This window comes from Micromonospora sp. HM134 (genome assembly GCF_007833915.1).
GTDB lineage: Bacteria > Actinomycetota > Actinomycetes > Mycobacteriales > Micromonosporaceae > Micromonospora > Micromonospora wenchangensis.
Window position 1 is genome coordinate 6,936,670 of sequence record NZ_CP041061.1, and the last position, 26,045, is coordinate 6,962,714.

Genomic DNA, 26,045 nt, shown 5'->3' on the forward strand with positions numbered 1-26,045 from the left:
CGTCCGGGCCCCTCCTGGGAACGTCGAGCGTCAGCCCAGGTGTCGGGCGTCAGCCGGGGTGCCGCGCGTCAGGGGGTGACGTTCGGCTTGAGCGGGCTGCGGACCGCCGCGTTGGCGTCCACGATGCCGTACCCGTAGAAGCCGTTGAAGTTCAGCGACCCGGCGCAGTACGCGTCGAACTCGGTCGACCGGCCCTCGTTGGCGTAGCTCTGCAGGCGCGGCTCCGGGCAGGCGTGCTCGGTGGCGGTCCGGTAGAGGTGCTGCTCCACCTTGGCCGGTGCCAGGCCGTAGCCGTCCTTACCCTCCTTCTTGCCCCACTTGCTGACGATCAGCGCGGCGACCCCGCTGACGTGCGGCGACGCCATCGAGGTGCCCTGGAGGTAGGTGTAGTAGCCACACTCACCGGCGGTGGTGCACTGCTTGAACACCGAGTTCTCGAAGCCCGGCACGACGTTGCCGTTCTCGTCGACCGACCCCTCCTCCTGGAGCACCTTCTTCGGGTACGTCGAGAGGATCATGTTGGCGTCGGTGCGGTAGGTGTCGGTGCCGAAGCCGTCGCGGAACCAGCCACCCGGCGCGGCGACCGAGATCTGCTCGGTGCCGTAGTTGGAGTAGTCGGCCTTCTTGCCGGACGGGCCGATGGCGGACACGCCGATCACGTGCGGGCCCTCCACCGGGAAGTCCCAGCAGCTCTCGTTGTCGATCGGGCGCGGGTACGGGTCGGCGCCGTAGTCCGGGCTGGACACGTCGGTGCGCGGCGCGCCGAGGTCCTCGTGGTTGTTGCCGAGCGAGCCGACCAGGGTGACGCCCTTGTTGTGGGCGAAGTTCAGGGCCCGCTTCATCGCCTTGATGACGGCGCGCTGCTCGGCCTGCGACTCGGGCGAGTCGGCCGGGTTGGCGGTGCAGTTGTAGAGCCACGGGTCGACGTAGAACGACATGTTCACCACGTCGAGGCCGGACTTGCCGGCGTGCACCAGGGCGTTGACGACCGGGTTGAGGAAGAAGTACCCGGAGTCCTGGCCGCCCTTGAGCTCCACCAGCGAGACGTTCGGGGCCACGCCGGACAGGCCGAAGCCGTTGGCCGCCGCGCCGATGGTGCCGGCGACGTGGGTGCCGTGCCCGCCGTCGTCGGTGCCGACCGGGTCGAGGCAGCTCGGCACCTCGCACGGGCCGTCGACCTCGGCGATGTCCGGGGCGAAGTTGCGCGACAGCGCCCAGTTGAAGTTGGGCGCGAGGTCGGGCTGGCTGGCGTCGACGCCGGTGTCCAGGATGCCGACGGTGACCCGCTTGTCGCCCGGCATGACCTTGCGGGCCTTGTCGGCCCCGATCATGGTGAGGCCCCAGAGCTTGTCGTCGAGCGGGTCCAGCTTCTTGCCCTTGGCGTTGGCCGCCGCCTTGGCCGCCTTCCTGGTCTCGGTCAGCAGGTTCTCCTGCGCGACCCGGTCCAGCTTGGGCTTGCGGCCGATGGCCCGCTGCTCGGCCGCGCCGACCAGCGCGGAAGCGGCGGTGACCCGGCCGGCGAAGTCGGCCCGGTCGCTGGTGACCTGGTAGAGACCGACGTCGTCCGTACGGGACACGACGGTGCCACCGGCGGCACGGATCGCGGCGATCGCCGCGTCCGCCGAAACGCCGTCCTCGGCCACCACGGTGAACGTCCGGCTGGTGGTCGGCCCGGCGTTCGCCGGGACGGTCAGGCCGGTCACCGTAAGTGCCAGGGCCGCCGCGGTCGCGACGGCTCCGGCGGTGAAGCGCTTGCTCACCACATCAGATCCTCTCGTTGAGGGACGTGGCAGCCATCCCATAGCACCGGCGACGATTCCGCCAGATACAAATCCGAATTGGTCCCGCATCAGGCATTCGTCGGTTGCAGGCTGCGCAGCGCCGCCGGCAGGTCGGTGAGCGTGCCCACCTCCGCGTCGGGGCGTACCCCGGCGGGGAGGGGGAGCCCGGGCCGGTTGAGCCAGATGCCGAGCATCCCGGCCTGCTGGGGGCCGAGCACGTCGTGGGCGATCGAGTCGCCGACGTACGCGATCCGCTCCGCCGGCACCCCGGCGGCGGCGACGATCGCCGCGTAGAACGCCGGGTCGGGCTTCTTGGGCAGGCCGCCCTCGTGGGCGTACAACTCGAAGGCGAACTCCCCGGGCAGGCCGCAGCGTTCGGCCCGGCTGTTGCCGTTGGTGGCGTAGCCGAGGGTGAAGTCGGCCCGCAGCGCGGCCAACGCCGGCAGGGCGTCGGGGTAGGGGTGGCTGAGCGCGTAGCGCCTGGTGAAGAAGAGTTCGGCGAACTCGTCGAGCTGACCGGCCAGCCCGGCCCGGTCGAGCGACCGGGCGAGCGCGGCCCGGCGGATCTCCATCACCGGCGCGGCGGTCATCGACCCGAACACCGCCTGCCAGTCGGACTCCACCTCGGCGAAGGTCACCCCGGCCGCCACCGGCGTCCGGCGACGCATCTCCTCCAGTACGGCCACCAGGGCCCCGGTGACCGCCGGGCGCAGGTCGATCAGGGTCTCGTCGGCGTCGAACACCACCACGCTGAGCATGCCCGACACCCTCTCACGTTCGCCCCACCCGGCCACGCGGGCCGGGCCGGCACCCGCCCGCGCCGGCCGGGCCACCGTCACGTCGGCTCAGGTCAGTGCCGGCTCGTCCGTCCGGACCGTCGTCTGTTCGGTGCGGCCCGCGCGCAGCTCGTCGAGGCGGACCAGGGCCACCCCGGCGACGATCAGCGCGCCCCCGGCGAGTTGCACGGGCACCGGCAGCTCGCCGAGCACCAGCCAGGCGATGAGCACCGCGAACATCACCTCGGTCAGCCCGACGAACGACGACAGCCGGGCACCGAGGATGCGCGTCGCGGCGATCCCGGTCAGGTAGGCCACCACGGCGGCGACCAGCGACAACCCGACGATCGGGACGAGCCAGCTGGTGCGCTGCCCGGCGAAGTCGACCGCGCCGAAGGTGGCCCGCAGCGGCAGCACCCCGACCAGGCCGAGCAGGGCCAGCACCGCCGCCCCGACGGCCATCCCACCGCTGGCCATGGTGACCGAGGGCAGGTCGGCGTCGACCCGGGCGGCCAGGACGAAGTAGCCGGCCAGCCCGACGGCCGCGCCGAGCCCCCAGAGCACGCCGACCGGGTCGAGTCGGCCGGTGCCGGTCAGGTCGAGCACCAGCACGAGCCCGACCAGGGCGGCCAGCGAACCGACCACGGTGAGCCGGCGGGGGCGCTGCCCGTGCACCAGCCACAGCCAGCCGACCACGAGGATGATGCCGAGGTACTCCAGCAGCAGGGCCACCCCGACCGGCAGGTAGCGGACGGCGTTGAAGAAGCACGCCTGGGCGGTGGCGACGCCGAGCAGGCCGAAGACGGTGACCGGGCCGAGGTTGCGGCGCAGCACCCCGGCCCGGCCACGCAGCGCGAGCACGGCGGGGACGGCCAGCACCAGGGCGGCCAGGCCGACCCGGGCCACCACGACGGCCTCGGCCGACCAGCCGGCCTCGATCAACGACCGGGCGAAGGTGCCGGAGGTGGCGAACGTGACGGCGGAGAGCAGGGCGAGTGCCAGGCCGGTGCCGGCGGTGGATCGGTGCGGCATCGGGTTCCTCCGGCGTGACATCAGCAAAGTAGCATTACGCCGGTGACGCTAGCGGCCGAGGATGACAGGGGTCAAGTTGCTTTTCGCCCATGACACGGAGTGCGGGCTGACCGCCGCCGCCGCACTGGTCAACACCGAAGGCCGGGACGGCGAGGGGCTGGCCGACATCGCCGCGCTGGACCGCTTCGTCGCCGCGAACCGGTGGACCGGCCGGCACGAACGCACCGAGGCCGAGCTGCGCGCCGTCCGGGCCCTGCGCCCCCGGCTGCGCCGGCTCTGGGACGACGACCCCGACACCGTCGTCACCGTGGTCAACGACCTGCTCCGGGAGGGCCGGGCGCTGCCGCAGCTCATCCGGCACGACGACGAGCCGTACCACGTGCACGCGGTGCCCCGGGACGCCCCGCTGGCCACCCGGATGGCCGTCGAGGCGGCGATGGCCGTCGCCGACCTGGTCCGGGGCGACGAGTTGGGGCGGCTGCGGCACTGCGCCCACCCGGAGTGCGACAACGTGCTGGTGGACCTGTCCAGGAACCGGTCCCGCCGGTTCTGCGACGCCGGCTGCGGCAACCGGGTCGCGGTCAACGCCTACCGGGCCCGGAAGGCGGCCGGTAGTCGCCCCTGAGCAGCTCGTACTCCACCTCGCCGTGCTCCGATCCGGCGATCGGATCGGCCCAGTCGAGGTGGAAGGTACGGACGTACCGCAGGCCGGCCTTCGCCAGCACCGCCCGGGAACGCACGTTCACCGCCATCGTCTGCGCCCACACCCGGCGTACCCCCGCCAGGGTGAAGGCGTGCCCGACCAGCGCGCGGGCGCCCTCGGTGGCCAGGCCCCGCCCCCAGGCCGCCCGGCGCAGCCGGTAACCCAGCTCCGGCCCGGCACCGTCGTCCGACGGATCGAGCGCGAACCACCCCAGGAAGGTGCCGTCGACGGCGTCCTCGGCCGCCCACCGGCCCAGCCCCGGGTAGCGGTCGTAGCCGGCGAGAATCCGGGGCAGCTGCTCGTCCCGCACGGTGGCCGGCGGGGTCGGCCGCCCGCCGGTGAGAAACCGCATCACCTCCGGGTCACCGTCCAACTCGACCAGTCGCGGCACGTCGTCGCCGGTGAAGCGGCGCAGCCGCAGCCGGGCCGTCGTCAGCAGCACCTCGTCCGAGCCGGTCACGCCCCGGATCATGCCGGGCCGCCGACCGTCCGGTCGACCGGTTATCCCGCCGCCGGCCGGTCCCGTCAGCGCGGCGGCGCGGCCAGGAAGACCCGCCAGGAGTACGCCGGAAAGGTGAGCACCGGGCCCGCCGGGTCCTTGCTGTCCCGCACCCCGACCACCCCGCCCAGATTCGCCACCTCGACACAGTCGTGGTTCTGGCTGCTGCGGGTGCTCGTGCGCCAGACCGGGCCGGTCGGCCCGGGAACCGCGCGACCTGCCGCACCGGTCAGTTCCACGACTCCGCCACCTCCCGCATCAACTCGATGGACTCCGCCGGGGGCAACGCCTCACCGAGGGTCGACTCCCAGACCTCCCGCATCCGGGTCAGCACGTCGGGCTCGGTGAACTCCTGGGTGCGGACCTGCCCGCCGACACACCCCAGCTCCGTGCCGTCGGGCAGGGTCGCCAGCACGAAACCCCCGGCGAGCCCCGGGTACTCCCCGGCCGTGCACGGCACCAGGTGCAGCCGGACCCGGGGGTGCTCCGTCGCCACCCGCGCGAGGTGCGCGGCCTGCTCACCCATCACCTTCCGGTTGCCGACCTGACGGCGGAGGGCGGCCTCGTCGAGGATCGCGACCACCTGCGGCGGCTGGTCGCGGTACAGCACCGCGTGGGTCTCCAGCCGGTCGGTCAGCCGCCGCTCCACCTCGGGCCCGTCGAGCAGCGCGCCGGCTTCGAAGACGGCTCGGGCATACGCCTCCGTCTGGAAGAGACCGGGCACGTACAGCGGCTCGTACCAGCGGACCGCGCGCGCCTGCTCGATCAGTGCCCGCCAGCCGAGTTGCCACACCCGGGCCCGGTCGAGCGCGACCAGGTCGGTGAGCATCCGGCTGAAGATGCCGCCGGTGTCGAGGGCCTTGTCGACCAGTTCGAGGTACTTCGCGGTGGGCGGCTGCTGGCCCAGCTCGATCGCGCTGACCATCGACGCCGAGTAGTTGACCGTCTTGGCGAGATCGTCCTGGCTCCAGCCCCGCCGGGTCCGCGCCCGCCGTAGCTCGGCGACGAGGAAGGCCGCCGCCGTCATCCGCCCGTCCGTCATCTCCAGTCGCCCTCCACCGCGCCGACGATCGACTCCGACACCACGCCGACCAGGGACGCCGCAAACACAGGACAAGACCGGAAGCCGACAACAACCCTTCACACGGTAGTGGTTTCATCAGCAGACTGTGAAGTGCGACATCGACCGCCCTCCCTCCGGGCGTGCCGGTGTCGCGGTGGGACAGCCCGCTCCCCGGCCGGCGGTCCCACCGCCGGGGGAGACGACCAGCCGACCCACCATGGAGGCGACGCGATGCCCCGGCTCACCTGGCGACACCGGCTTGCCCGCAGATTCCGACCGGCCCGGCTCCCCGCAGCGGCCGAACCCGCCCAGCCCGTTCCCCCGTCCACCGGAAAGACCGCCCACCCGGCCACGGGAGCGGCGGCGTCCCCGGCCGGCGGGCCGGGTACCGGACCGACGCCGCCCGGGTGGGAGGACACCACCGTGTCGTTTCCCCGGGTGGGGCGGGTCGGTTGGCTCACGTTGGCCCAGGAGTGGCGCGCCAACCGGGGACGCCGGTGAGCGCGGCGGCCGGTCCGGACGGGCCGCGCCGCACCGGTGGGCCACCCGACCCGGTCGGCCGCGACGGGCCGGGCCCGACGTATCCGCGCCCGCACCTGCCGCTGCGCCCGCTCTGGCTGTGCCGGGTGTGCGCCGCGCCGTGGCCCTGCGGGGCCGCCCGACTCACCCTCGTCTCCGAGTACGCCCACGATCGGGTCGCGCTCAACATCTACCTCTGTACGGTGCTGCACGACGCCGCCGCCGACCTGTACCGGCTCCATCCCGACACCGGCCCCGACCCGGCGGCCCTCTTCGCCCGCTTCCTCGCCTGGGTCCCCCGCACCCGCCCACCCGAATGATCCACTCCCGTGGGCCGATGTAGCGGTATCGACTCAGGTCCGACACCGCTACATCGGCCCACAGGAGTCGATCGAGCCGGGCGGGCCGGGGCGGCGGGTCAGGGGTGGGTCATCCGGAGCAGGTCGAGGGCCTCGTCGAGCTGGGTCTCGGTGAGCTTGCCGGAGTCGACGTGCCCCCGGGAGATCACCACCTCACGGATGCTGACCTGCTTCGCCAGCGCCTCCTTGGCGATCGAGGCGGCCTCGTCGTACCCGAGGTGGCGGTTGAGCGGGGTGACGATCGACGGCGACCCTTCCGCGTACGCCAGGCAGACCTCGGCGTCCGCGACCAGGCCGGCCACCAGGCGGTCGGCGAAGAGCCGGCTGGACGCGGAGAGCAGCTTGATCGATTCGAGCAGGTTGCGGCCCATCACCGGGAGCATCACGTTCAGCTCGAAGTCGCCCTGGCTGCCGGCGAAGGCGACCGCCGCGTCGTTGCCGATCACCTGCGCGCAGACCTGCCGCACCGCCTCGGCGACCACCGGGTTCACCTTGCCCGGCATGATCGACGAGCCGGGCTGGAGGTCGGGGATGCGCAGCTCCCGCAGGCCCGCCCGAGGGCCGGACCCCATCCAGCGTACGTCGTTGGCGATCTTGTAGAGCCCGACCGCGACGGTACGCAGCTGGCCGGACGTCTCGACCAACGCGTCCCGCGCCCCCTGCGCCTCGAAGTGGTTGCGGGCCTCGGTCAACGGCAGCCCGGTCGAGGCGCGCAGCTTCTCGATCACCTTGCCGGCGAAGCCCAGCGGCGTGTTGATGCCGGTGCCCACGGCGGTGCCGCCCAACGGCAGCTCGGCCAGCCGGGGCAGCGCCGACTCCAACCGCTCGACGCCGTAGCGGACCTGCGCGGCGTACCCGCCGAACTCCTGCCCCAGGGTGACCGGCGTGGCGTCCATCAGGTGGGTACGGCCCGCCTTGACCACCGTCTCGAACTCGGCCGCCTTCGCCTCCAACGCCTCCGCCAGGTGGCGCAGCGACGGCAGCAGGTCCTCCACCACGAACTGGGTGGCGGCCAGGTGGATCGAGGACGGGAAGACGTCGTTGCTGGACTGCGAGGCGTTCACGTCGTCGTTCGGGTGCACGTCCCGGCCCAGCTCCCGGGTGGCCAGGGTGGCGATCACCTCGTTGGTGTTCATGTTCGACGAGGTGCCCGAGCCGGTCTGGAACACGTCGATCGGGAACTGGTCGTCGTACCCGCCGTCGGCCACGTGCGCGGCGGCGGTGGCGATCGCCTCCGCGACGTCCGCGCCGATCACCCCCAGCTCGCCGTTGACCAGCGCGGCGGCCCCCTTGATCTGGGCCAGCGCCTTGATCTGGGCCGGTTCGATGCCCCGGCCCGAGATCGGGAAGTTCTGCACCGCGCGCTGGGTCTGCGCCCGCCACAACGCCTCGGCGGGCACCTCCACCTCGCCCATCGAGTCGCGTTCGATCCGGTAGCCCGCTGCCTCTGGAGTCGTCACCCGTCCCATCCTGCCCCGCTCACCGCCGGCCCGCAGATGATCGTCGGCTCAGGTGGGACAGATCGCTCAGGCGTGAGGACTCCCCGGTCACCGGCCGGGACGTGCCAGCCCACGCCGGGCACCACGCGGTGGTCCCATGGTGGGCGTGAGCGCGAGATCACGATCGGCCGGCTCGGGGGCGAGGGGTGGCACCGTCCGGCTGGTCATGAAGGCTGGATGCCGTGGTAGCCCATTCGCGGGCCAGGATGGCGAAGACGAGTTGGTCGGCCCACTCTCCCCTGAACAGATAGCTTTCGACGTGGCGCGCCTCCTGACGCATGCCGAGTCGGGCCATCAGGCGGGCAGACGCAGCATTGCGACCGTGACACCGGGCGTAGATCCGGTGCAGACCGAACTCGGTGAACCCCCAGTCCATCAGCGCCGTGGCGGCTTCCGTAGCCAACCCGCGCCCGCCATGGCCGGGATGGAAGACGTACCCGAGTTCAGCTGTGCGGTCGGTCTGGCTGCGCCAGACCAGCTCCACCGTCCCGATGACCTCGGCGTCGGTGGCTACAGCCAAAGTCAAGCAGTCTCCCTCAGCGCGTAGCGCGTCCTCACCCGCCATGGCGATCACCGACGTTCGCGACTCCTCGCGAGTACGCGGCTCGCTGAGCGTCCAGCGGAAGACGTCCGGTCGGCGCTGCCATGAGCACACATGATCGAGGTCATCCAGCGTGACCGGGCGCAAGGTGAGCCGTGCAGTGCGAATCGGGTACGTCGGTCGAAACATCCAGCGATGTTAAGGCGTGTGCGTGGCGAACTGGCTGTTCAGCGGCGGCCCACGGTCAGCACCGGCTTGGTGACCTCGGCGAAGAAGTCGTTGCCCTTGTCGTCGACGACGATGAAGGCCGGGAAGTCCTCCACCTCGATCTTCCAGACCGCCTCCATGCCCAACTCCGGGTACTCCAGGACCTCGACGTGCTTGATGCAGTCCTGGGCGAGCCGGGCCGCCGGGCCGCCGATCGAGCCGAGGTAGAACCCGCCGTGCTGCTGGCAGGAGCGGGTCACCTGGCCGGACCGGTTCCCCTTGGCCAGCATCACCTGGGAGCCGCCGGCCGCCTGGAACTTCGCCACGTACGCGTCCATCCGGCCGGCGGTGGTCGGGCCGAACGAGCCGGAGGCGTACCCCTCGGGGGTCTTGGCCGGGCCGGCGTAGTAGACGGCGTGGTCGCGCAGGTACTGCGGCATCGGCTCACCGGCGTCGAGCCGCTCGGCGATCTTGGCGTGGGCGATGTCCCGGGCGACGACCAGCGGGCCGGTCAGCGACAGCCGGGTCTTCACCGGGTACTTCGACAGCTCGGCCCGGATCTCGTCCATCGGCCGGTTGAGGTCGACGCGCACGACCTCCTCGGCGTCGAGCGTCTCGTCGGTGACGTCGGGCAGGTAGCGCGCCGGGTCGGTCTCCAGGCGCTCCAGCCACACCCCCGACGGGGTGATCTTGGCGACCGCCTGCCGGTCGGCCGAGCAGGAGACGGCGATAGCCACCGGGCAGGACGCCCCGTGCCGGGGCAGCCGGACCACCCGTACGTCGTGGCAGAAGTAGCGTCCGCCGAACTGCGCGCCGATGCCGAAGTTGCGGGTCAGCTCCAGCACCTCGGCCTCCAGCTCCAGGTCACGGAAGCCGTGCGCGGTCATCGAGCCGGCGGTGGGCAGCGCGTCGAGGTACTTCGCGGAGGCGTACTTGGCGGTCTTGAGGGCGTACTCGGCGGAGGTGCCGCCGATGACGATCGCCAGGTGGTACGGCGGGCAGGCCGACGTGCCGATCAGCCGCAGCTTCTCCTCCAGGAACTGCATCATCCGGGTCGGGTTCAGCAGCGCCTTGGTCTCCTGGTAGAGGTACGACTTGTTGGCCGAGCCGCCGCCCTTGGCCATGAACAGGAACTTGTACGCGTCCGGGTGGCCGTCCGGGTCCTCGGCGTACAGCTCCACCTGGGCGGGCAGGTTGCTGCCGGTGTTCCGCTCGTCCCACATGGTCAGCGGGGCGAGCTGCGAGTACCGCAGGTTCAGTTTCGTGTACGCCTGGTAGACCCCGCGCGAGATCGCCTCGGCGTCGGAGCCGTCGGTGAGCACGTGCCGGCCGCGCTTGCCCATCACGATGGCGGTGCCGGTGTCCTGGCACATCGGCAGCACGCCACCGGCGGCGATGTTGGCGTTGCGCAGCAGGTCCAGCGCGACGAACCGGTCGTTCGGCGAGGCCGCCGGATCGTCGATGATCGACCGGAGCTGGGCCAGGTGCGCCGGGCGCAGGAAGTGGGCGATGTCGTGCATCGCCTCGGCGGTCAGCGCGGTCAGCGCGGCCGGCTCCACGGTCAGGAAACGGCGGCCCCCCGGGCCGTGGACGACGTCGACGCCCTCGTCGGTGACCAGGCGGTATTCGGTCTGATCCGGACCGGTCGGCAGCAAGGGGGCGTACGAGAACGCGGCGGCACTGCTCATGACCGAAAAGCCTAGGGCAGACCGGGCGATCGGTGACACCCGCCGGGTGGGTCGTGGGACGCCGCTCTCACCCGTTGCCGTTGGCGCAGAGTTCCCGTTTCGGCCCGCAGCTGTTCTCGGGCTCCGGCGCGCCGCCGGTCCGCCCCGGGCCGGGGCCGGCGTCGTCGTCCGACCCGGCCGGGGGCGCGGCGGGCGGGGGCGCACCGGCACCCGCGCCGAACCGGACGTACCCGATCTCCCGCCCCTCGCCGACGACCATCCCGTTGGGCCCGACGGCGAGCGCGTTGGCGCTGGTCCGCAACACCACCAGTTCCCGACCGGTACGCGGGTCGACGGCGACCAGCCGGTTCGGCTTGTCCCCGGTCAGCACCGCCGCGTACGGGGTGAGCGCCGCGCCCGCCTTCGCACCGGCCGGCCGGTTCCAGCGGGCCTTGCCGGTGCCCAGGTCCCGGGCGATCACCGAATCCCGGTCGGCGCTGCGGACCAGGGCGTACCTGTCGTCGACGGCGAGCAGCTTCTCGCCCTCGGCGTCCACCAGGAGCAGCCGGCCGTCGTAGCCGTCGAGGACGGCCTCCCGCCCGTCGGGGGCCACGCCGATCAGCACGCTGCGCGCCCCCTGCGGGTCCTCCCGCTGCGCGCATCCGGCGCTGTCGGCGGTCCGCAGGTTGAACCCGCTGCGCCGCCACACCTCCTGCCCGGTGGCCGGGTCGCGGGCCGAGACGGCGTACTGGCAGCTGCCGTCGACCGACACCGCGCGGATCTTGAGCATCCGGCCGCCGACCACCGACAACCGCTCGTCCTGCCCCGGTTCGACGTCCTGCACCACCCGGCCGGTGGCGGTGTCCACCACGTGCACCCGGCCGTCGACGGGGAAGCCGAGCAGCGGCGGCACCGCCTCCGGCCCGGCCACCCCCTCGTCGATCCGCTGCGCGGTGAGCCGCCGGGTGCCGAGCAGTCCCGGGTTGTCGGCGAACAGCCCGCTGCTGACGCCGGGCAGGAAGGCCGTCCACAGTGGGCTGGTGCCGCGCGGGTCCCAGGCGCTCAGCGTGCAGTCGGTGGCGGCCACGCACCGGGCGTCCAGCAGCATGTTCCGGTACGTCCAGACGGCCACCGCGTCGCCGTCGCGTCGACGTACCGCCCCGGTGGTGGGGTCGAGCACCTCGTACCCCTTGACCAGGAGCTTGCCCACGGCGACGACGGCGTCGCGGTCGCCGCCGGCCACCGCCGACCAGTCCGCCTTGCGTTCCCACAGCGGCGCGCCGGTGGCGAGGCTGCGCACCTCCGTGCGGGTACGCTGCTCGACCACGACGGTGTCGCCGACGATCGTGACGCTCTTCGGGGTGCCGCCGACCCGCTGCTGCCACAGCACGTCCGGTTCGGAGATCGGCTCGCTGCGGTCGACCCAGTCCCACACCCCGGGGAAGGGGTTCCACACGCCGGTGACGGCGAGCGCGATCACGATGACGAGCCCGAGCAGCAGCCCTCCCCGCACCCCGCCAAGGCCCTTCACACCGGACACCGTAGCGACGATCACCTCCCCGCCCAGCCCCCGCGCCGGAGTGTCGCCCCGCTTTCTCCCTGGCGGGCGGCGCATCCGTCGGGCAGATCGGACGTGCCGCGACATCGCCGGTATAGCGCCAACAGAGCCTTCGGATGCCGCTATATCAGCCCAATTGGATTGATCACGACCCGGCGGCGGACCGCAGCAACGGCAGCGTGCGGTACGGGATCTGCTCGGCGAGCGCGATGATCGTCGAGGCCCGGCGGATCGCCTCCGACGAGACGATCTGGTCGATCACCCGTTGCAGGTCGGTGTTGGAACGGGCCACGATCCGGCAGAGCAGGTCACTCGCCCCGGTGATGGTGTGCGCCTCCAGCACCTCGGGGATCGCCGCCAGGTGGGCGGTGACCGTGTCGTGGCCGTGCCGCTGGCTGATCTCCAGGGTGACGAAGCTGGTCACCGCGAACCCGATCGCCGCCGGGCGGATCTCCGGCCCGAACCCGCCGATCACCCCCCGGTCGACCAGCTTGTCCAGCCGGGCCTGCACGGTGCCCCGGGCCACCCCGAGCCGGCGGGAGCATTCCAGCACCCCGATCCGGGGTTCGTCGGCGAGGAGTTGGACCAGCCTGCCGTCCAGCTCGTCGAGCTGTACACCCTGTCCAGCGTTCATGGCTGCACACCCTACCGATTGCGCAACCTGACCAGGGGAAAACGTGAGTGTTGCCCAGTGACGGGCCCACCGCGATGCTGCCTGCAAGAGCTGACGGACCACCGGCCCACGACGCCGGCCGCACCCGAGGGAGGCCACCGTGACCCAGGCGATCGACCGACCCCAGTCGACCGAGGACATCGACGTCGACACGCTCGTCGGCGCAGTCGACCACGACATCACCCGTGACCCGTTCCCGGTCAAGGGCCTCGACCACGTGCACTTTCTGGTCGGCAACGCCAAGCAGGCCGCGCACTACTACTCCACCGCGTTCGGCATGACCTGCGTGGCCTACCGGGGGCCCGAGCAGGGCTACCGGGACCACGCCGAGTACGTGCTGACCAGCGGTTCGGCCCGGTTCGTGCTGACCGGCGCGGTCCGCCCCGACGCGGCCGGCACCGACCACGTCGCGAAGCACTCCGACGGGGTCAGTGACATCGCGCTGGAGGTGCCGGACGTCGACGCCGCGTACGCGCACGCCGTGGCCCAGGGCGCGACCGGCCTGGTCGAGCCGCACGACGTGACCGACGCGTACGGCACCGTCCGGCTGGCCACCATCGCCGCGTACGGCGACACCCGGCACAGCCTGGTCGACCGGTCCCGCTACAGCGGCCCGTTCCTGCCCGGCTTCGTGGCCCGGGGCCCGATCGTCGACCGGCAGCCGATGATCGCCGCCGGCCTCCAGCCGAAGCGCTTCTTCCAGGCCGTCGACCACGTGGTCGGCAACGTGGAACTGGGCCGGATGGACGAGTGGGTGGAGTTCTACAAGCGGGTGATGGGCTTCTCCAACATGGCGGAGTTCATCGGCGACGACATCGCCACCGACTACTCGGCACTGATGAGCAAGGTCGTCGCCAGCGGCACCCGGAAGGTGAAGTTCCCGCTCAACGAGCCGGCGGTGGCCCGCAAGAAGTCGCAGATCGACGAGTACCTGGAGTTCTACCAGGGCCCCGGCGCGCAGCACATCGCGGTCGCCACCAACGACATCCTGGCCAGCGTCGACGCGATGCGGGCGGCCGGCGTCGAGTTCCTCGACACGCCCGACTCGTACTACGACGACCCGGAGCTGCGGGCCCGGATCGGCAACGTGCGGGTGCCGATCGAGGAGCTGAAGTCCCGCAAGATCCTGGTCGACCGGGACGAGGACGGCTACCTGCTCCAGATCTTCACCAAGCCCGTGCAGGACCGGCCGACGGTCTTCTTCGAGCTGATCGAGCGGCACGGCTCGCTCGGTTTCGGCAAGGGCAACTTCAAGGCGCTGTTCGAAGCCATCGAGCGTGAGCAGGAAGCGCGCGGCAATTTGTAACACTGTCTCGCGTGACGCAACCTCCGAGCTACCCGACACCGCCGGCGGGTGGGCCCAGGCCCGCCGCCGGCGGCTTCGCCCCGCCCGCCGGCCCACACCCGCAGGGGTACGCCGTGCCGCCGCAACCCGGCCCCTACGCCGCCCCGCCCGGCGGGTACCGGCAGCCCGGCCCGTACGCCGGGCTGCCCGGGTACCCGCCGCCGGCCCCCGGCATGCCGCCGCCCGGGATGTCGCCGCGTGGGCTGCCGTTGGCCAGCTTCGGTGACCGGCTGCTCGCCCTGCTCATCGACGGGGCGGTGCTCACCGCGGCCAGCATGGTCTTCATCGTGCCGGCCTTCATCGTCTTCTTCCAGATGGTCCTGCCGGACCTGACCACCGGCGCGAACGGCCGGCCCACCTCCGACCCGTTCACCAACTTCCTGATTCCGATGCTGGTGTTGCAGGGCGTGATCTTCGTGGTGGCGTTCGCCCTCAGCTACGTCTACCAGGTCGAGATGATGTTCAAGACCGGGCAGACCATCGGCAAGCGGGCGATGAAGATCCAGGTGGTGCCGCTCGACCCGGCCACCACGCTGACCCGCACGGCGGCGGCCAAGCGGTGGGCCGCCTACCAGATCGGCGGGGCGGTGATTCCCCTCTTCAGCTACCTCGACGGGCTGTGGCAGCTCTGGGACAAGCCGTGGCAGCAGTGCCTCCACGACAAGTTCGCCGGCACCATCGTCGTTAAGGTTGCCGGGTGAGCCAGCAGAGCGACCGCACCGGACAGCGCAGGGCGAGACCGTGAGCGTGCAACCAGGTTGGTACGTCGACCCGGCCGAGCCGACCACCCGACGGTGGTGGGACGGCGAGGGCTGGATCGGTGCCCCGATCCCCGTCGACGCCACCCCACCCGACGGCCCGCCCCCGCCCGAGCCGGAGCCCGCCGCCGAGCCGCCCGCCCCGACCTCCCCCGCCGGGGCCACCACGGCGTCCGCCCCGCACCCGCCGGCCACTCCCGGTACGCCGGACGCGTCCGGCCCACCCTGGGCCGGCCAGCCGTGGGCCGGGCAACCCGGGGCAGGCCAGCCGGGCGCAGGACAGCCCGGGGCGGCAGGGCAGCCCTGGGCCGGTCAGCCGGGGGTGGGCCAGCCCGGCGGGCCGCCGCCCGGGTGGCCCTACCCGACCTGGCCGGGGCGTCCGCCGGAACCCCGGCCGCACGGCGTGCCGCTGGCCGGCTACGGTGCCCGGCTGCTCGCCCGGCTGATCGACTTCGGGGTCGTCTTCGCGCTCAACGCGGTGGTCAACGGCTGGTTCGTCTGGCGGTACTTCGAGGAGACCGCACCCTACCTGCGCGAGGCGGTCCGTCGGGCGATGGCCGGCGACTCCTCCCAGGAGGGTCTGCCGACCATCGGTGAGCAGGCCAGCGGCCTCCAGATCGCCATCCTGGTCATCGCGACCGCGCTCTGGTTCGCCTACGAGGTGCCGACGATGGCCTCCGGCGGGCAGACCCTCGGCAAGCGGCTGCTGCGCATCCGGGCGGTGCCCGTCGACGCCGACCAGCCGCTCGGCTTCGGCCGGGCCACCCGGCGGTGGAGCACCATGGGCATGCCCACCCTGCTCTGGTTCTGCTGCGGCTTCGGCCTGCTGCTCCAGTTCGTCGACGCGGTCTCCGCGCTGTTCGACCACCCGCTGCGGCAGGCGCTGCACGACAAGCGGGCCCAGACGGTCGTGGTGCAGGTGCCACGCACCGACCGCCCCGACACCCCCACCGACGACCCCGGCACCGCCACCGACCGCACCGACCCCGAGCCCCCGGGAGACACCCCATGACCGACACCGGACGGCACCAGCCCCCGCTGCGACTGACCCGCGCCGACCTGGACGCCCTGCCGAACTACGTCCCCGGACGCAGCCCGGCCGACCTGGCCCGCGAACTGGGCCTGGCCGAGGCGATCAAGCTGGCCAGCAACGAGGTGCCGTACGGGCCGCTGCCCGGGGTGGTCGAGGCGGTCACCGAGGCGGTCGCCGGTTCGCACCGCTACCCGGACATGGGCGTGGTGGCGCTGCGCGCCGCGCTCGCCGAGCGGTACGGCGTGGACCCGGACCGGATCGCCACCGGCTGCGGGTCGGTGGCGCTGGCCGAGCACCTGGTCCGGGCCACCTGCCTGCCCGGCGACGAGCTGCTCTACTCGTGGCGCTCGTTCGAGGCGTACCCGATCATCGCGGCGACCAGCGGGGCGAGCAGCGTGCGGGTGCCCAACGACGCCGGGCACGGGCACGACCTGGCGGCGATGGCCGCGGCGGTGACCGACCGGACCCGGATGGTGCTGGTCTGCAACCCCAACAACCCCACCGGCACGGCCGTGCACAAGCCGGAACTGGACCGCTTCCTCGACGCCGTCGGCGACGACGTGCTGGTCGTCATCGACGAGGCGTACCGGGAGTTCGTCACCGACCCGCAGGTGCCCGACGGCCTGACCTACCTCGACCGGCCCAACGTGGTGGTGCTGCGCACCCTGTCCAAGGCGTGGGGCCTGGCCGGGCTGCGGATCGGCTGGCTGGTCGGCGCCCCGGAGGTGGCCGCCGCAGTGCGCAAGGTGGTCACCCCGTTCTCCACCAGCATGGCGGCGCAGGCGGGGGCGCTGGCCGCGCTCGCCCAGGCCGACGAGGTCGAACGCCGCTGCGCGCTGGTCGTGGCGGAACGGGAGCGGGTCACCTCGGCGCTGCGCAAGTTCGTCCCCGACGTGCCGTCCAGCCAGGCCAACTTCGTCTGGCTGCCGCTGGGCGAGCGGTCCGTGGAGTTCGGCCGGGCCTGCGAGGCGCGCGGCGTGATCGTCCGCCCGTTCCCCGGCGACGGCGTGCGGGTCACCATCGGCACCCCGGCCGAGAACGACGCCTTCCTGGCCGTGGCGGAGGCTGCCCTGTCCTGAACCACCGGCCGGGGCGGCCGGACGCCCGGTCAGGTGGCGGCGAGCACCACCGGCTCGGCCATCAGGAAGTACGCCTGGTCGTCGTCGTCCGGGTCGGCGCGCTCCCGCAGCCGCTCCACCGCGACATAGCCGCCGGCCGCGTACGCCCGGCCGGGTTTCCAGCCGATGCCGTCCCGGCCGGGGGTCATCGGGAAACGGGACCGCTGCGCGCCGGTGACCGGGTCGAGGGTGACCAGTTCCCGGCGTTCGGTCAGCACGTAGAGCCGGCCGGCCTCGGTGGCGAGGACTGTCACCGGCCCCAGGTCACCGCGCTGCCAGCGGTCCTTGCCGCTGCGCGCCTCCCGGCCCTTGAGCACCCCGCCGTCGTCGCCGACGGCCAGCTCGCCGACCAGGGTGGTGTCGGCGGCGTCCAGGGCGGGGGCGGCCATCGGCGCACCCGGGCCGACCTGCCAGCCCCGGCCACCGGAACCGCCGTCGGTACGCAGCCCCCGGCACTGCGAGCGGGGGGTGAGGCAGCCGACCGGGGTGACGGTGAACCGCTCGGGTGCGTCCGGGGGCCGCCAGCGGGTGTCCACCGAGCCGGTGGCGACGGCGCGGAACTCGACCGTCGTCGGGCCGGCGCAGGAGTCGACGGAGAAGACCTGCCCGGCGGCGGTGGTGCCCAGGTCGGTACGGCAGTCCCCACCGCCGTCGACCCGCCACAGCTCCCGCCCGTCGGCGAGGTCGTAGCCGCGCAGACCGTCCCGGCCGGAGACGACCAGCACCGTCCGGCTCCCGGGGGCGGGGGCGACGGAGATGCCGCGCGGGTCCCAGACGGTGACCGCCCCGGTGCGTCGGGCCGCGGCCACGGCGTACGGCGTCGGCCCGTCGGCCCGCCAGGCGACCGTGCCGGTGAGCGCGTCCAGGGCCACCAGCTTCCCGTCCGACCAGCGGCTGAGCACCGTCGTACCGGCCGCCAGCACCCCGTCGAGGGTGGCCGGCCAGCGCCGGTACGACCAGAACGGGGTGACCCGGTTGCGGCCGTCGGCGGGCTGGTCGGCGTAGAGCTGACGCTCGGCGGCGTAGACCCGCAGCCGCCCCGCCACCACCAGCGGCGCGACCGGCAGCCGACCCACCACCCCGATCGCCGGGGTGCCGACGGGCGGCGGTGCGGCGCGGGCGGGCGTGACGACCTCGGCGGGGGCGAGCACCCGGTAGCCGATGCCGGCGACCGCCGCGAGGGTGAGCAGCGTGGTGACCGCGACCACGAGTCGTCGCCGTCCCTTCGGGAATCCCATGCCCACCTCCGACCGGCACCCTACCCAGGCGTCCCCCCTCGGGACCGGTCAGGTCGTGTCGCGTCGCGCGAAGGAAGTTGGGCGGCGGGTCGCCGGTGCCCGGACGCGGATCAGGCGGCGGTGGCCCGGCCGGTGCTGCGCACGGTGGCGGCCAGCGCGGTCAGGTCGTGCCGGATCGCACCCTCGACCGTCCGGGCGGCCAGGCCGCCGAAGAGCAGCGCCATCACCCGCCCGTACGGGGCGGTCGGCAGGGCCCGGTGTTCGACCGTGACGGCGGTGCAGGCGCGACGACGCCGGTGCACGGCGCGCAGGGTCCAGGTGATCCGGTAGTCCACCCCGATGCCCGGGGAGGCGAGCACCAGCCGGTGCGGTGGCTCGGCGGCCAGCACGAGGAACTCTTCCGCCTGGTCGCCGCCGTCCGGACGGGTACGGGTCTCCCGCCACGCGGTGCCCGGACCGAACGGCCCGGGGGTGAGCAGCTCGGCGGCGCTGACCGTGCAGAGCCAGTCGACCCGGACGGGCAGGTCGGTCAGGAGTTCCCACACGTCGACGGCCGACGCCTCGATGACATCGGTGACCGCAACCGTCGACATGGCACCTCCCGTGTCGTCCACCGTACGGCGGGTGAGCGACCGACGGGGGGCCGTACGGTGAAATTTCCGTCACCGGCGTCCCGGGGTGGGACGCCGGTGACGGGGGGGGTCAGGGGCGGAAGGCCCCCTGCCGGACGGCGCCGACGAACGCCGTCCAACCCGGTGGGCCGATGACCAGGGCCGGGCCCGACGGGTCCTTGGAGTCGCGTACCCCGACCACGGCCCGGGTACGGACGAGGTTGTCCGCCACCTCCACACAGAGCCCCTGGTCGTTCGAGCGGCTACTGGTGCGCCACACCGCGCCGACGAGATCGTTCATGCTCGTACCTCCCTCTCCACTGGGACGTGCCACGCCGACGCGCCCCGCGCCGCCGACGGGAGACGGCGGCGCGGGGCGTACGGCGGAATCCGGTGGGAGAAACGCGGCAGGAGCGTCGCGCGGTCGGACAGCGGGTGCGACCGTCCGACGTCGGGCTCAGCGGGCGGGCAGGATGCGCCCGGTGACCTCGCCAAGGGCGACGGTGGAGCCGTCCGGGCCGGGCGCGGTGGCCCGCAGGGTGACGGTGTCGCCGTCGGCGAGGAACGTGCGGGTGTCCCCGCCGACGGTGACGGGTTCGGCCCCGCCCCAGGTCAGTTCCAGGAACGAGCCCACCTGGTCGCGTTCGGGGCCGGAGACCGTGCCCGAGGCGTACAGGTCGCCGGTACGCAGGGACGCGCCGTTGACGGTGAGGTGGGCCAACTGTTGGGCGGGGGTCCAGTACATGCCGGCGAACGGCGGCTCGGTGACCCGCTCACCGTTCCACTCGACCGCAAGCCGCAGGTCGAGGCCCAGGTGCGGGGTCTGGCGCAGGTAGTCCTGCACCGGCGGGTCCTGCTGCGGGGCCGGCACGAACGCGTCGGCCAGGGCGTCCAGCGGGGTCACCCAGGCGGAGACGGAGGTGGCGAAGGACTTGCCGAGGAACGGCCCCAGCGGCTGGTACTCCCACGCCTGGATGTCCCGGGCCGACCAGTCGTTGACCAGCACCACCCCGAAGACGTGGTCGGCGAAGTCGGCGGTGGGCACCCGGTCGCCGAGCGCGCTCGGCACGCCGACCACGAAGCCCACCTCGGCCTCGATGTCGAGGCGTACCGACGGGCCGACGGTGGGGCCCTGGCCGGTGGCGCGCTGCCCGCTCGGGCGGACGACCGGGGTGCCGGAGACCACCACCGTGCCGGCCCGGCCGTGGTAGCCGATCGGCAGGTGCTTCCAGTTCGGCAGCAGCGGCGGCTGGCCGGGGCGGAAGATCTGCCCGACGTTGCCGGCGTGGTGTTCGGAGGAGTAGAAGTCGACGTAGTCGGCCACCTCGAACGGCAGCAGCAGCTCGACCGCGGCCAGCGGCAGCAGCAGCGGCTCGACGGTCCCCCGGTGCGCCGGGTCGGTGAGCAGTTCGACGATGCGCTGCCGGACCGAGGTCCACTGCGGGCGGCCGAGCGCCATGAAGTCGTTGAGGGTGGGCCGGCGCAACGCCCCGGCGGCGAGGACCAGCCCGGCCTCCTCCGCCGCCGCCAGGTCGAACACCAGGTCGGCGACGCGTACGCCGATCCGGGGTGGCCGCCCGTCGTGCCGGAACACCCCGTACGGCAGGTTGGTCACCCCGTACGGCGAGCCGTCCGCGCCCGTCACCCAGCTCATCGGTCGAATCCCCCGTTCACCAGCCCCAGCCGGATCAGATCGGTAAGTGGTTCCCGCACGCTGCACGAGCCGAACCCGATCCACAGCGGACGGTCGTCGTCCCGGGCCGCCCGGGCCGGCTCGACCACCCGCAGCGGATCGGTGTCGGCGAGCAGCGCGGCGACGGCGTCCACCTCGGCGCCGCCTGCGGCGGCGAGGGTGGCGGCCAGCACGTTGCCGAAGCCGTGGTGGGTGAAGCCGGTCTCCGGGTCGATCTGGCGCAGCGCGTGGTGCAGCCCGGCGGTCAGCTTGAACGGCAACGCCCTGTCCCGGCAGGCGCAGATCACCGCGGCCAGTTCGACGGGGGTGGGGAAGAGTTCGGCGGCCAGCCCGCCGGTGCGGAACTTCGCGGCGACCGGTTCGCCGGCCGCGCGGGCCTCGGCGAGGGTGTCCAGCGCGGCGGTCAGCCCGAAGGTCAGCGGCAGTTCGGCGTACCAGTCGAGGTCGCGGTGCCGGGTGAGCACGCCGCGCAGCGCGGCCAGGCCGGGTTGAGGGTCCTCGCCGCGTCGGGCGACGGCGACCTCGACCTGCCGGACGGTGATGCCGGCGGTGGCGAGCCGGGCCAGCGCGGTGGGCAGCCCGGCGACGCCGGTGTCGCCGATCAGCCCGGTCACCGTGCCGTCGGGCAGGCCGTCCAGCTCGCCGACGGCGGAGGCGGGCACCAGCAGCGGGCCGACCAGGTCGGCGTACCAGGAGGTGCGGTGTTCGCGGTGTGCCGCGATCGCGTCGGGCAGCGACGCGCTGCCGGGCGGGAAGACGGCGGCGTCGTCGACGAGTCCGGCGAGGAGGCGGGGGACCTGCGTTGACACGAGACAAGAATCTACGGGACGCTGTCAAGGAACGGACAGCGACGTCCGGTTATCGGACGCCGCCGGCCGGATATCGGGACAATACGGGAGGCGACATGCCGTACTACCGCAGCGTCGGCGAGGTGCCCCGCAAGCGGCACACCCAGTTCCGCCAGCCCGACGGCAGCCTCTACACCGAGGAGCTGATGGGCCAGGAGGGGTTCTCCGCCGACTCGTCCCTGCTCTACCACCGGCACCCGCCGACCGCGATCGTCGCCGCCGAGGAGTTCACCCCGCCCGGGTACACCCGGCTGCCGAACCACCCGCTCAAGCCGCGCCACCTGCAGACCCACAAGCTCGACGGCGCGGGGGCCGACCCGGTGCTCGGCCGGCGTCAGCTGCTCGCCAACGACGACGTCCGGATCGGGTACGTGCTGGCCGACCGGCCGTCCCCGCTTTACCGCAACGCCACCGGCGACGAGTGCCTCTACGTCGAGGCGGGCACGCTGCGGCTGGAGTCCACCTTCGGCGCGCTCGACCTGGTCGCCGGCGACTACGCGGTGATCCCCACCTCGACGGTCCACCGGCTGGTCCCCACCGGCGACACCCCGGTCCGGCTGCTGACCATCGAGGCCACCGGGCACATCGGCCCACCCAAGCGCTACCTGTCCGTACGCGGCCAGTTCCTGGAGCACTCCCCCTACTGCGAGCGGGACGTCCGGGGGCCGGACGCGCCCCTGCTCGTCGACGGCACCGACATCGAGGTGCTGGTCCGCCACCGGTCCCGGGCCACCGGCACCGCCTGGACCCGGCACGTCTACGCCCACCACCCGTTCGACGTGGTCGGCTGGGACGGGCACCAGTACCCGTGGGCGTTCTCCATCCACGACTTCGAGCCGATCACCGGCCGCCTGCACCAGCCGCCACCGGTGCACCAGACCTTCCAGGGCCCCAACTTCGTGATCTGCTCGTTCGTGCCCCGCAAGGTCGACTACCACCCGGACGCCATCCCGGTGCCGTACCACCACCACAACGTCGACTCCGACGAGATGCTCTTCTACACCGGCGGCAACTACGAGGCCCGGCGCGGCTCCGGCATCGGGCAGGGCTCGATCTCGCTGCACCCGTCCGGCTTCACCCACGGCCCGCAGCCCGGCGCGGCGGAACGCTCGATCGGCGTCGACTTCTTCGACGAGTTGGCCGTCATGGTCGACACCTTCCGCCCCCTCGACCTCTGCGACGCCGCCGTCGAGTGCGAGGACCCGGGCTACGCCTGGACCTGGTCCCGCCACCCCTGACGCACCCGGCCACCGGCCCGGAGGCTAGGAGACGCCCGCGCGGGTGGCGGCGATCAGGGTCGACGGCACCGCGACGGCGATCGCGAGCACCAGCGGCCACGGGCTGCCCACCAGGGCGAACAGCAGCAGCAGGGCCGGGCCGGCCGGGACGGCGTACACGGCGAACGCCAACGCCCGGTCCTCCCGGCGCAGCGCCGGCAGGACCACCCGGCCCAGCTCGGGCACCTGCCGGGACAGCCGCCAGGCCAGCAGCGCGCCACCGGCCGCCGCCAGCACCGCCACCACCCGGCCCGCCCCCGCCCCACCCGCCGCCAGGAACGCGAGCAGCAGGCTGGCGACCAGCGACCAGCCGCTGCCGATCAGGACGAGCCGGCGCAGTCCGGCCCAGAGCGGCAGTTTCTCGGCCCGGGCCGGCTGCACCGGCGCCAACGCGGCCACCTGTTCCAGCGCCAGCACCCAGCGCCGCCGCTCCAGCCGCAGCACCCCCGGGTCGTGCCGCGCCTCGGCCAGCTCCGGGTCGAGCCGCAGCGCCTCCCGGTAGGCCCGCTCGGCCAGGTCGAACAGCTCCAGCCGGCCGGCGACCAGGGCCAGCACCAGGTGCGCCTGCGGCTCCTCGGGGGCCAACTCCACCCCGCGCCAGGCCGCGTTCAGCGCCGGCTGGCCGTTGCGCGCCTCGGCCAGGATCGCCGCGGCGCTCCGCTGTGCGTACGCGTCACCCGGCCCGGCCGCCAGGATCCGATCGGCGGTACGCGCCGACTCGGCGTACTCCCCCAGGTCGGCGAGGGCGATCGCCCGGACGACCAGCGCGGCGGTCGGCACCCTCGCCCCGGCCGTGCCAGCTGCACCGGCTCCCCCGGCCGGGCCGGAGGGGTCGGAGGGGTCGGACGCACCGGGCACGCCGGCCGGGCCGGAGAAGGCGGGCGTCCCCGGCCGGCCGGGGTCGACCGGCGGTGCGGGCCACTCCGGCGGCGATCCGGGCGGGCCGGGCGGCGTCGGCAGGCCCGCCTGTTCCGGCGCTGCCCATGGTCCCGGAGGGCCGGCCGGTGCCGGCGCACCCGACGGGTCGGCCGGGTACGGCACAGCCGGTGATCCGGGTGCCGCCGACGCCCCCGGGGGTGCCGGCGGTCCGGCGACGTCCGGGGACGTCGAGGGCGACCGCGCCGCGCCCGGGGTCGCCCCGCCGACCGCCGCTCCCGGCGGCACCGGCGACCCTGGAGGCACAGTCGATCCCGGGGGCACAGTCGATCCCGGGGGCGTGGGCGGCTCCGGGGGCACAGCCGGGTGCGGCGGGGCGGGGAGCGGCGGGGCGCCGGGGCGGGGTGGGGTGATCGCCGCGTCGGCGGCGGCGAGCGCCTCGCCGGGGCGGCCGGCGGCGAGGTGCAGCCGGGCCAGCAGCGTCAGCGCGGCCGGGTCGGTGGGGGCCAGGGCCAGCGCGAAGCCCAGTTCCTCGGTGGCCTCGTCGTGGCGGCCCAACTCGGCCAGCAGCTGGGCCCGCTGCCGGTAGCCGTCCAGGGGCGACTCGTCGTCGGTCATCGCGGCCCTACCCGGCCGACGCGTCGTAGACCAGGGCCACCGCGATGCCGGCGAGGCCCTCGCCCCGCCCGGTGAAACCGAGGCCGTCGCTGGTGGCGGCGGTGACGGTGACCGGTGCGCCGACCGCCGCGGAGAGCACCTGCTGCGCCTCGTCGCGACGCGGCCCGATCCGGGGCCGGTTGCCGACGACCTGCACCGAGACGTTGCCGATCGCGTACCCGGCCGCGCGGACCCGGCGGGCGGACTCGGTGAGCAGCGTGACCCCGGAGGCGGCGGCCCACTCCGGCTGGTCCACCCCGAAGTTCGCCCCGAGATCACCGAGCCCGGCGGCGGAGAGCAGCGCGTTGCAGGCGGCGTGGGCGACCACGTCGGCGTCGGAGTGTCCGGCCAGGCCGTCCTCGCCCGGCCAGTGCAGGCCGGCCAGCCAGCACGGCCGGCCGGCCGCGAAGGCGTGGATGTCGGTGCCGACGGCGACCCTGGGAACGATCATGGATCGAGGGTACGCGTCAGTGCCCGGCGGCCAGCAGGTGCTCGGCCAGGGTCAGGTCGAACGGGCGGGTGACCTTCAGCGCGTACTCCGAGCCGGGGACGCAGAACACCGGCACCCCCTGCTGCTCGACCAGGCCGGCGTCGTCGGTGAGCGGGTCACCGGCGGCGGCGTGCGCGGCGGCGAGCACCTCCCGGCGGAAACCCTGCGGGGTCTGCACGGCCCGCAGGGCGGACCGGTCGACGGTGGCGAGGACGACGCCGGCAGCGTCCACCCGCTTGATCGTGTCGCTGACGGGGAGCACCGGGACCACCGCGTCGTGGCCGGCCCGGACGGCCGCCGCCACCGCCTCGACGAGTGCGGGCGGGGTGAGCGCCCGGGCGGCGTCGTGCACCAGCACGATGCCGGGGCCGGGTGGCACCGCCGCCAGCGCGTTCGCCACCGACGCCTGGCGTTCGGCACCGCCCGCCACCACCAGGACCGGGGCGACCGGGGTCAGCAGCTGCCGGACGGCGTCGACCCCGGCGGCCGGGGCGGCGACGACGACGGTGTGCACCGACGGGGCGGCGGCGATCCGGCGTACCACGTGCACCAGCAGGGGCTCGCCGCCGAGGAGCCGGAGCGCCTTGGGACCGCCCGGTCCGAGACGTACGCCGGCACCGGCCGCAGGAACGAGGACCGCGACGTCACCGCGCGGATTGAGCTGCGCGGTCACGTCGCGGTCCTCGGGAATTCTTCGCTGCGGGGTGGGTACGACGATGCGGTGGGATCAGGCCTCGGTGAGGACCTTGTCGAGCAGCGTCTCCGCCTCGTCCTTGGTGCTCTTCTCAGCCAGCGCGACCTCGCCGACGAGAATGTCGCGGGCCTTGGCGAGCATGCGCTTCTCACCCGCGGACAGGCCCCGCTCCCGCTCCCGACGCCACAGGTCGCGGACGACCTCGGCGACCTTCAGCGGGTTGCCGGAGGCCAGCTTCTCCAGATTCGCCTTGTAACGCCGCGACCAGTTGGTCGGCTCTTCGGTGTGCGGTGCACGGAGCACGTCGAAGACCTTTCCCAGGCCCTCTTCGCCGACCACCTCACGCACACCCACGATCTCGGCGTTCTCGGCCGGCACCCGGACCGTCAGGTCACCCTGCGCGACCCTCAGGACGAGGTACTGCTTGGGTTCGCCCTTGATGACCCGAGTCTCGATTGCCTCGATGAGTGCGGCCCCGTGGTGGGGGTAAACAACGGTCTCGCCGACGCTGAAAACCATAGGTTCGAAAC

The 26,045-nt window shown here is 73.5% G+C and carries 27 protein-coding genes; 7 read left to right on the forward strand and 20 right to left on the reverse strand.

The genetic code is table 11. The features are described 5' to 3' along the window. Window positions 1-68: 68 nt before the first annotated feature. From FJK98_RS30185 to FJK98_RS30195, 3 genes are all read right to left on the reverse strand, one after another. A complete protein-coding gene (locus tag FJK98_RS30185; RefSeq protein WP_168222572.1) occupies window positions 69-1,760 on the reverse strand; it encodes a S8 family serine peptidase in 1,692 nt (563 codons plus the stop codon). Window positions 1,761-1,849: 89 nt separating this feature from the next. Then, complete coding sequence (locus FJK98_RS30190; RefSeq protein ID WP_145922048.1) at window positions 1,850-2,539, reverse strand: HAD family hydrolase; 690 nt, start codon at window positions 2,537-2,539, stop codon at window positions 1,850-1,852. Window positions 2,540-2,626: 87 nt separating this feature from the next. Continuing rightward, window positions 2,627-3,589, reverse strand: a complete 963-nt coding sequence (locus FJK98_RS30195; protein WP_145922049.1) for a DMT family transporter — start codon at window positions 3,587-3,589, stop codon at window positions 2,627-2,629. A 61-nt stretch (window positions 3,590-3,650) separates the two neighbouring features. Here FJK98_RS30195 and FJK98_RS30200 point away from each other — a divergent pair, with 61 nt between their 5' ends. Next, window positions 3,651-4,214 (forward strand): CGNR zinc finger domain-containing protein, encoded by a 564-nt coding sequence (locus tag FJK98_RS30200; RefSeq protein ID WP_145922050.1) that lies wholly within the window; start codon window positions 3,651-3,653, stop codon window positions 4,212-4,214. On the opposite strand, the gene FJK98_RS30205 is transcribed toward FJK98_RS30200, so the two are convergent. The 3 genes from FJK98_RS30205 to FJK98_RS30215 form a co-directional block, all read right to left on the reverse strand. After that, on the reverse strand, window positions 4,171-4,752 hold the full coding sequence (locus tag FJK98_RS30205) for a GNAT family N-acetyltransferase (RefSeq protein ID WP_240762438.1): 582 nt from the start codon (window positions 4,750-4,752) through the stop codon (window positions 4,171-4,173). The two genes, FJK98_RS30200 and FJK98_RS30205, sit on opposite strands and share 44 nt — an antisense overlap. 65 nt (window positions 4,753-4,817) lie before the next feature. Then, on the reverse strand, window positions 4,818-5,030 hold the full coding sequence (locus FJK98_RS30210) for a DUF397 domain-containing protein (protein ID WP_240762440.1): 213 nt from the start codon (window positions 5,028-5,030) through the stop codon (window positions 4,818-4,820). Next, on the reverse strand, window positions 5,021-5,833 hold the full coding sequence (locus tag FJK98_RS30215) for a helix-turn-helix transcriptional regulator (protein WP_145922052.1): 813 nt from the start codon (window positions 5,831-5,833) through the stop codon (window positions 5,021-5,023). The genes FJK98_RS30210 and FJK98_RS30215 overlap by 10 nt, the downstream gene beginning before the upstream one ends. A 617-nt stretch (window positions 5,834-6,450) precedes the next feature. On the opposite strand from FJK98_RS30215, the gene FJK98_RS30220 reads away from it, so the two are divergent. Further along, on the forward strand, window positions 6,451-6,693 hold the full coding sequence (locus tag FJK98_RS30220) for a hypothetical protein (protein ID WP_145923081.1): 243 nt from the start codon (window positions 6,451-6,453) through the stop codon (window positions 6,691-6,693). Between the two features lie 98 nt (window positions 6,694-6,791). Here FJK98_RS30220 and FJK98_RS30225 read toward each other — a convergent pair whose 3' ends face one another. The 5 genes from FJK98_RS30225 to FJK98_RS30245 all read right to left on the reverse strand — a co-directional run bounded on the left by FJK98_RS30225 (window position 6,792) and on the right by FJK98_RS30245 (window position 12,838). Next, a complete protein-coding gene (locus FJK98_RS30225) occupies window positions 6,792-8,192 on the reverse strand; it encodes a class II fumarate hydratase (RefSeq protein WP_145922053.1) in 1,401 nt (466 codons plus the stop codon). Window positions 8,193-8,349: 157 nt separating this feature from the next. Beyond that, the gene (locus tag FJK98_RS30230; protein ID WP_145922054.1) at window positions 8,350-8,961 is read right to left on the reverse strand and encodes a GNAT family N-acetyltransferase; all 612 of its coding nucleotides are present in this window, start codon (window positions 8,959-8,961) and stop codon (window positions 8,350-8,352) included. A gap of 38 nt (window positions 8,962-8,999) precedes the next feature. Further along, window positions 9,000-10,667, reverse strand: a complete 1,668-nt coding sequence (locus FJK98_RS30235; protein WP_145922055.1) for a fumarate hydratase — start codon at window positions 10,665-10,667, stop codon at window positions 9,000-9,002. 67 nt (window positions 10,668-10,734) lie between these two features. After that, complete coding sequence (locus FJK98_RS30240; protein WP_228543036.1) at window positions 10,735-12,147, reverse strand: PQQ-binding-like beta-propeller repeat protein; 1,413 nt, start codon at window positions 12,145-12,147, stop codon at window positions 10,735-10,737. Between the two features lie 202 nt (window positions 12,148-12,349). Further along, window positions 12,350-12,838 (reverse strand): Lrp/AsnC family transcriptional regulator, encoded by a 489-nt coding sequence (locus FJK98_RS30245; protein ID WP_145922057.1) that lies wholly within the window; start codon window positions 12,836-12,838, stop codon window positions 12,350-12,352. A gap of 139 nt (window positions 12,839-12,977) precedes the next feature. Between FJK98_RS30245 and hppD the strand changes: the two genes are divergently transcribed. The 4 genes from hppD to hisC are packed head-to-tail and all read left to right on the forward strand — an operon-like array spanning window position 12,978 to window position 17,092. Continuing rightward, the gene (gene hppD / locus FJK98_RS30250) at window positions 12,978-14,183 is read left to right on the forward strand and encodes a 4-hydroxyphenylpyruvate dioxygenase (RefSeq protein WP_145922058.1); all 1,206 of its coding nucleotides are present in this window, start codon (window positions 12,978-12,980) and stop codon (window positions 14,181-14,183) included. Between the two features lie 11 nt (window positions 14,184-14,194). Further along, window positions 14,195-14,923 (forward strand): RDD family protein, encoded by a 729-nt coding sequence (locus tag FJK98_RS30255; RefSeq protein WP_145922059.1) that lies wholly within the window; start codon window positions 14,195-14,197, stop codon window positions 14,921-14,923. Window positions 14,924-14,963: 40 nt separating this feature from the next. Further along, complete coding sequence (locus tag FJK98_RS30260) at window positions 14,964-15,992, forward strand: RDD family protein (protein ID WP_145922060.1); 1,029 nt, start codon at window positions 14,964-14,966, stop codon at window positions 15,990-15,992. Beyond that, the gene (gene hisC, locus FJK98_RS30265) at window positions 15,989-17,092 is read left to right on the forward strand and encodes a histidinol-phosphate transaminase (protein ID WP_145922061.1); all 1,104 of its coding nucleotides are present in this window, start codon (window positions 15,989-15,991) and stop codon (window positions 17,090-17,092) included. Before FJK98_RS30260 ends, hisC begins: the two co-directional genes overlap by 4 nt. Window positions 17,093-17,121: 29 nt before the next feature. Here hisC and FJK98_RS30270 read toward each other — a convergent pair whose 3' ends face one another. The 5 genes from FJK98_RS30270 to FJK98_RS30290 form a co-directional block, all read right to left on the reverse strand. Further along, on the reverse strand, window positions 17,122-18,369 hold the full coding sequence (locus FJK98_RS30270) for a PQQ-binding-like beta-propeller repeat protein (protein ID WP_145922062.1): 1,248 nt from the start codon (window positions 18,367-18,369) through the stop codon (window positions 17,122-17,124). 110 nt (window positions 18,370-18,479) lie between these two features. Then, window positions 18,480-18,962, reverse strand: coding sequence for an SRPBCC family protein (locus FJK98_RS30275; protein WP_145922063.1), 483 nt, complete (start codon window positions 18,960-18,962; stop codon window positions 18,480-18,482). 109 nt (window positions 18,963-19,071) lie between these two features. Then, on the reverse strand, window positions 19,072-19,281 hold the full coding sequence (locus tag FJK98_RS30280; protein ID WP_145922064.1) for a DUF397 domain-containing protein: 210 nt from the start codon (window positions 19,279-19,281) through the stop codon (window positions 19,072-19,074). Window positions 19,282-19,437: 156 nt separating this feature from the next. Then, window positions 19,438-20,634 (reverse strand): fumarylacetoacetase, encoded by a 1,197-nt coding sequence (gene fahA, locus FJK98_RS30285; protein ID WP_145922065.1) that lies wholly within the window; start codon window positions 20,632-20,634, stop codon window positions 19,438-19,440. Then, the gene (locus tag FJK98_RS30290; RefSeq protein WP_145922066.1) at window positions 20,631-21,482 is read right to left on the reverse strand and encodes a hypothetical protein; all 852 of its coding nucleotides are present in this window, start codon (window positions 21,480-21,482) and stop codon (window positions 20,631-20,633) included. Before FJK98_RS30290 ends, fahA begins: the two co-directional genes overlap by 4 nt. A gap of 95 nt (window positions 21,483-21,577) precedes the next feature. On the opposite strand from FJK98_RS30290, the gene FJK98_RS30295 reads away from it, so the two are divergent. Beyond that, entirely contained in the window at window positions 21,578-22,759 is a 1,182-nt protein-coding gene (locus tag FJK98_RS30295) for a homogentisate 1,2-dioxygenase (RefSeq protein ID WP_145922067.1), read from the forward strand. A 24-nt stretch (window positions 22,760-22,783) separates the two neighbouring features. Here FJK98_RS30295 and FJK98_RS34905 read toward each other — a convergent pair whose 3' ends face one another. Genes FJK98_RS34905 through FJK98_RS30320 form a run of 4 tightly spaced genes read right to left on the reverse strand, consistent with a single transcriptional unit; the run spans window position 22,784 to window position 26,034 of the window. Beyond that, entirely contained in the window at window positions 22,784-24,292 is a 1,509-nt protein-coding gene (locus FJK98_RS34905) for a tetratricopeptide repeat protein (protein WP_370516944.1), read from the reverse strand. Window positions 24,293-24,299: 7 nt separating this feature from the next. Next, a complete protein-coding gene (ispF, locus tag FJK98_RS30310; RefSeq protein ID WP_088643252.1) occupies window positions 24,300-24,782 on the reverse strand; it encodes a 2-C-methyl-D-erythritol 2,4-cyclodiphosphate synthase in 483 nt (160 codons plus the stop codon). A gap of 16 nt (window positions 24,783-24,798) precedes the next feature. After that, window positions 24,799-25,494 (reverse strand): 2-C-methyl-D-erythritol 4-phosphate cytidylyltransferase, encoded by a 696-nt coding sequence (ispD, locus tag FJK98_RS30315; protein WP_145922068.1) that lies wholly within the window; start codon window positions 25,492-25,494, stop codon window positions 24,799-24,801. 54 nt (window positions 25,495-25,548) lie between these two features. Continuing rightward, entirely contained in the window at window positions 25,549-26,034 is a 486-nt protein-coding gene (locus FJK98_RS30320; RefSeq protein ID WP_007073334.1) for a CarD family transcriptional regulator, read from the reverse strand. Between the last annotated feature and the right edge of the window lie 11 nt (window positions 26,035-26,045).

Coding starts and splice junctions, on each gene's coding strand:
- FJK98_RS30200 (WP_145922050.1), top strand. CDS start 3,651: ATGACAGGGGTCAAGTTGCTTTTCGCCCATGACACGGAGTGCGGGCTG.
- FJK98_RS30295 (WP_145922067.1), top strand. CDS start 21,578: ATGCCGTACTACCGCAGCGTCGGCGAGGTGCCCCGCAAGCGGCACACC.
- FJK98_RS30230 (WP_145922054.1), bottom strand. CDS start 8,961: ATGTTTCGACCGACGTACCCGATTCGCACTGCACGGCTCACCTTGCGC.
- FJK98_RS30235 (WP_145922055.1), bottom strand. CDS start 10,667: ATGAGCAGTGCCGCCGCGTTCTCGTACGCCCCCTTGCTGCCGACCGGT.
- FJK98_RS30245 (WP_145922057.1), bottom strand. CDS start 12,838: ATGAACGCTGGACAGGGTGTACAGCTCGACGAGCTGGACGGCAGGCTG.
- FJK98_RS34905 (WP_370516944.1), bottom strand. CDS start 24,292: ATGACCGACGACGAGTCGCCCCTGGACGGCTACCGGCAGCGGGCCCAG.
- hisC (WP_145922061.1), top strand. CDS start 15,989: ATGACCGACACCGGACGGCACCAGCCCCCGCTGCGACTGACCCGCGCC.
- FJK98_RS30215 (WP_145922052.1), bottom strand. CDS start 5,833: ATGACGGACGGGCGGATGACGGCGGCGGCCTTCCTCGTCGCCGAGCTA.
- fahA (WP_145922065.1), bottom strand. CDS start 20,634: ATGAGCTGGGTGACGGGCGCGGACGGCTCGCCGTACGGGGTGACCAAC.
- FJK98_RS30195 (WP_145922049.1), bottom strand. CDS start 3,589: ATGCCGCACCGATCCACCGCCGGCACCGGCCTGGCACTCGCCCTGCTC.
- FJK98_RS30275 (WP_145922063.1), bottom strand. CDS start 18,962: ATGTCGACGGTTGCGGTCACCGATGTCATCGAGGCGTCGGCCGTCGAC.
- FJK98_RS30270 (WP_145922062.1), bottom strand. CDS start 18,369: ATGGGATTCCCGAAGGGACGGCGACGACTCGTGGTCGCGGTCACCACG.
- FJK98_RS30190 (WP_145922048.1), bottom strand. CDS start 2,539: ATGCTCAGCGTGGTGGTGTTCGACGCCGACGAGACCCTGATCGACCTG.
- FJK98_RS30320 (WP_007073334.1), bottom strand. CDS start 26,034: ATGGTTTTCAGCGTCGGCGAGACCGTTGTTTACCCCCACCACGGGGCC.
- ispF (WP_088643252.1), bottom strand. CDS start 24,782: ATGATCGTTCCCAGGGTCGCCGTCGGCACCGACATCCACGCCTTCGCG.
- FJK98_RS30280 (WP_145922064.1), bottom strand. CDS start 19,281: ATGAACGATCTCGTCGGCGCGGTGTGGCGCACCAGTAGCCGCTCGAAC.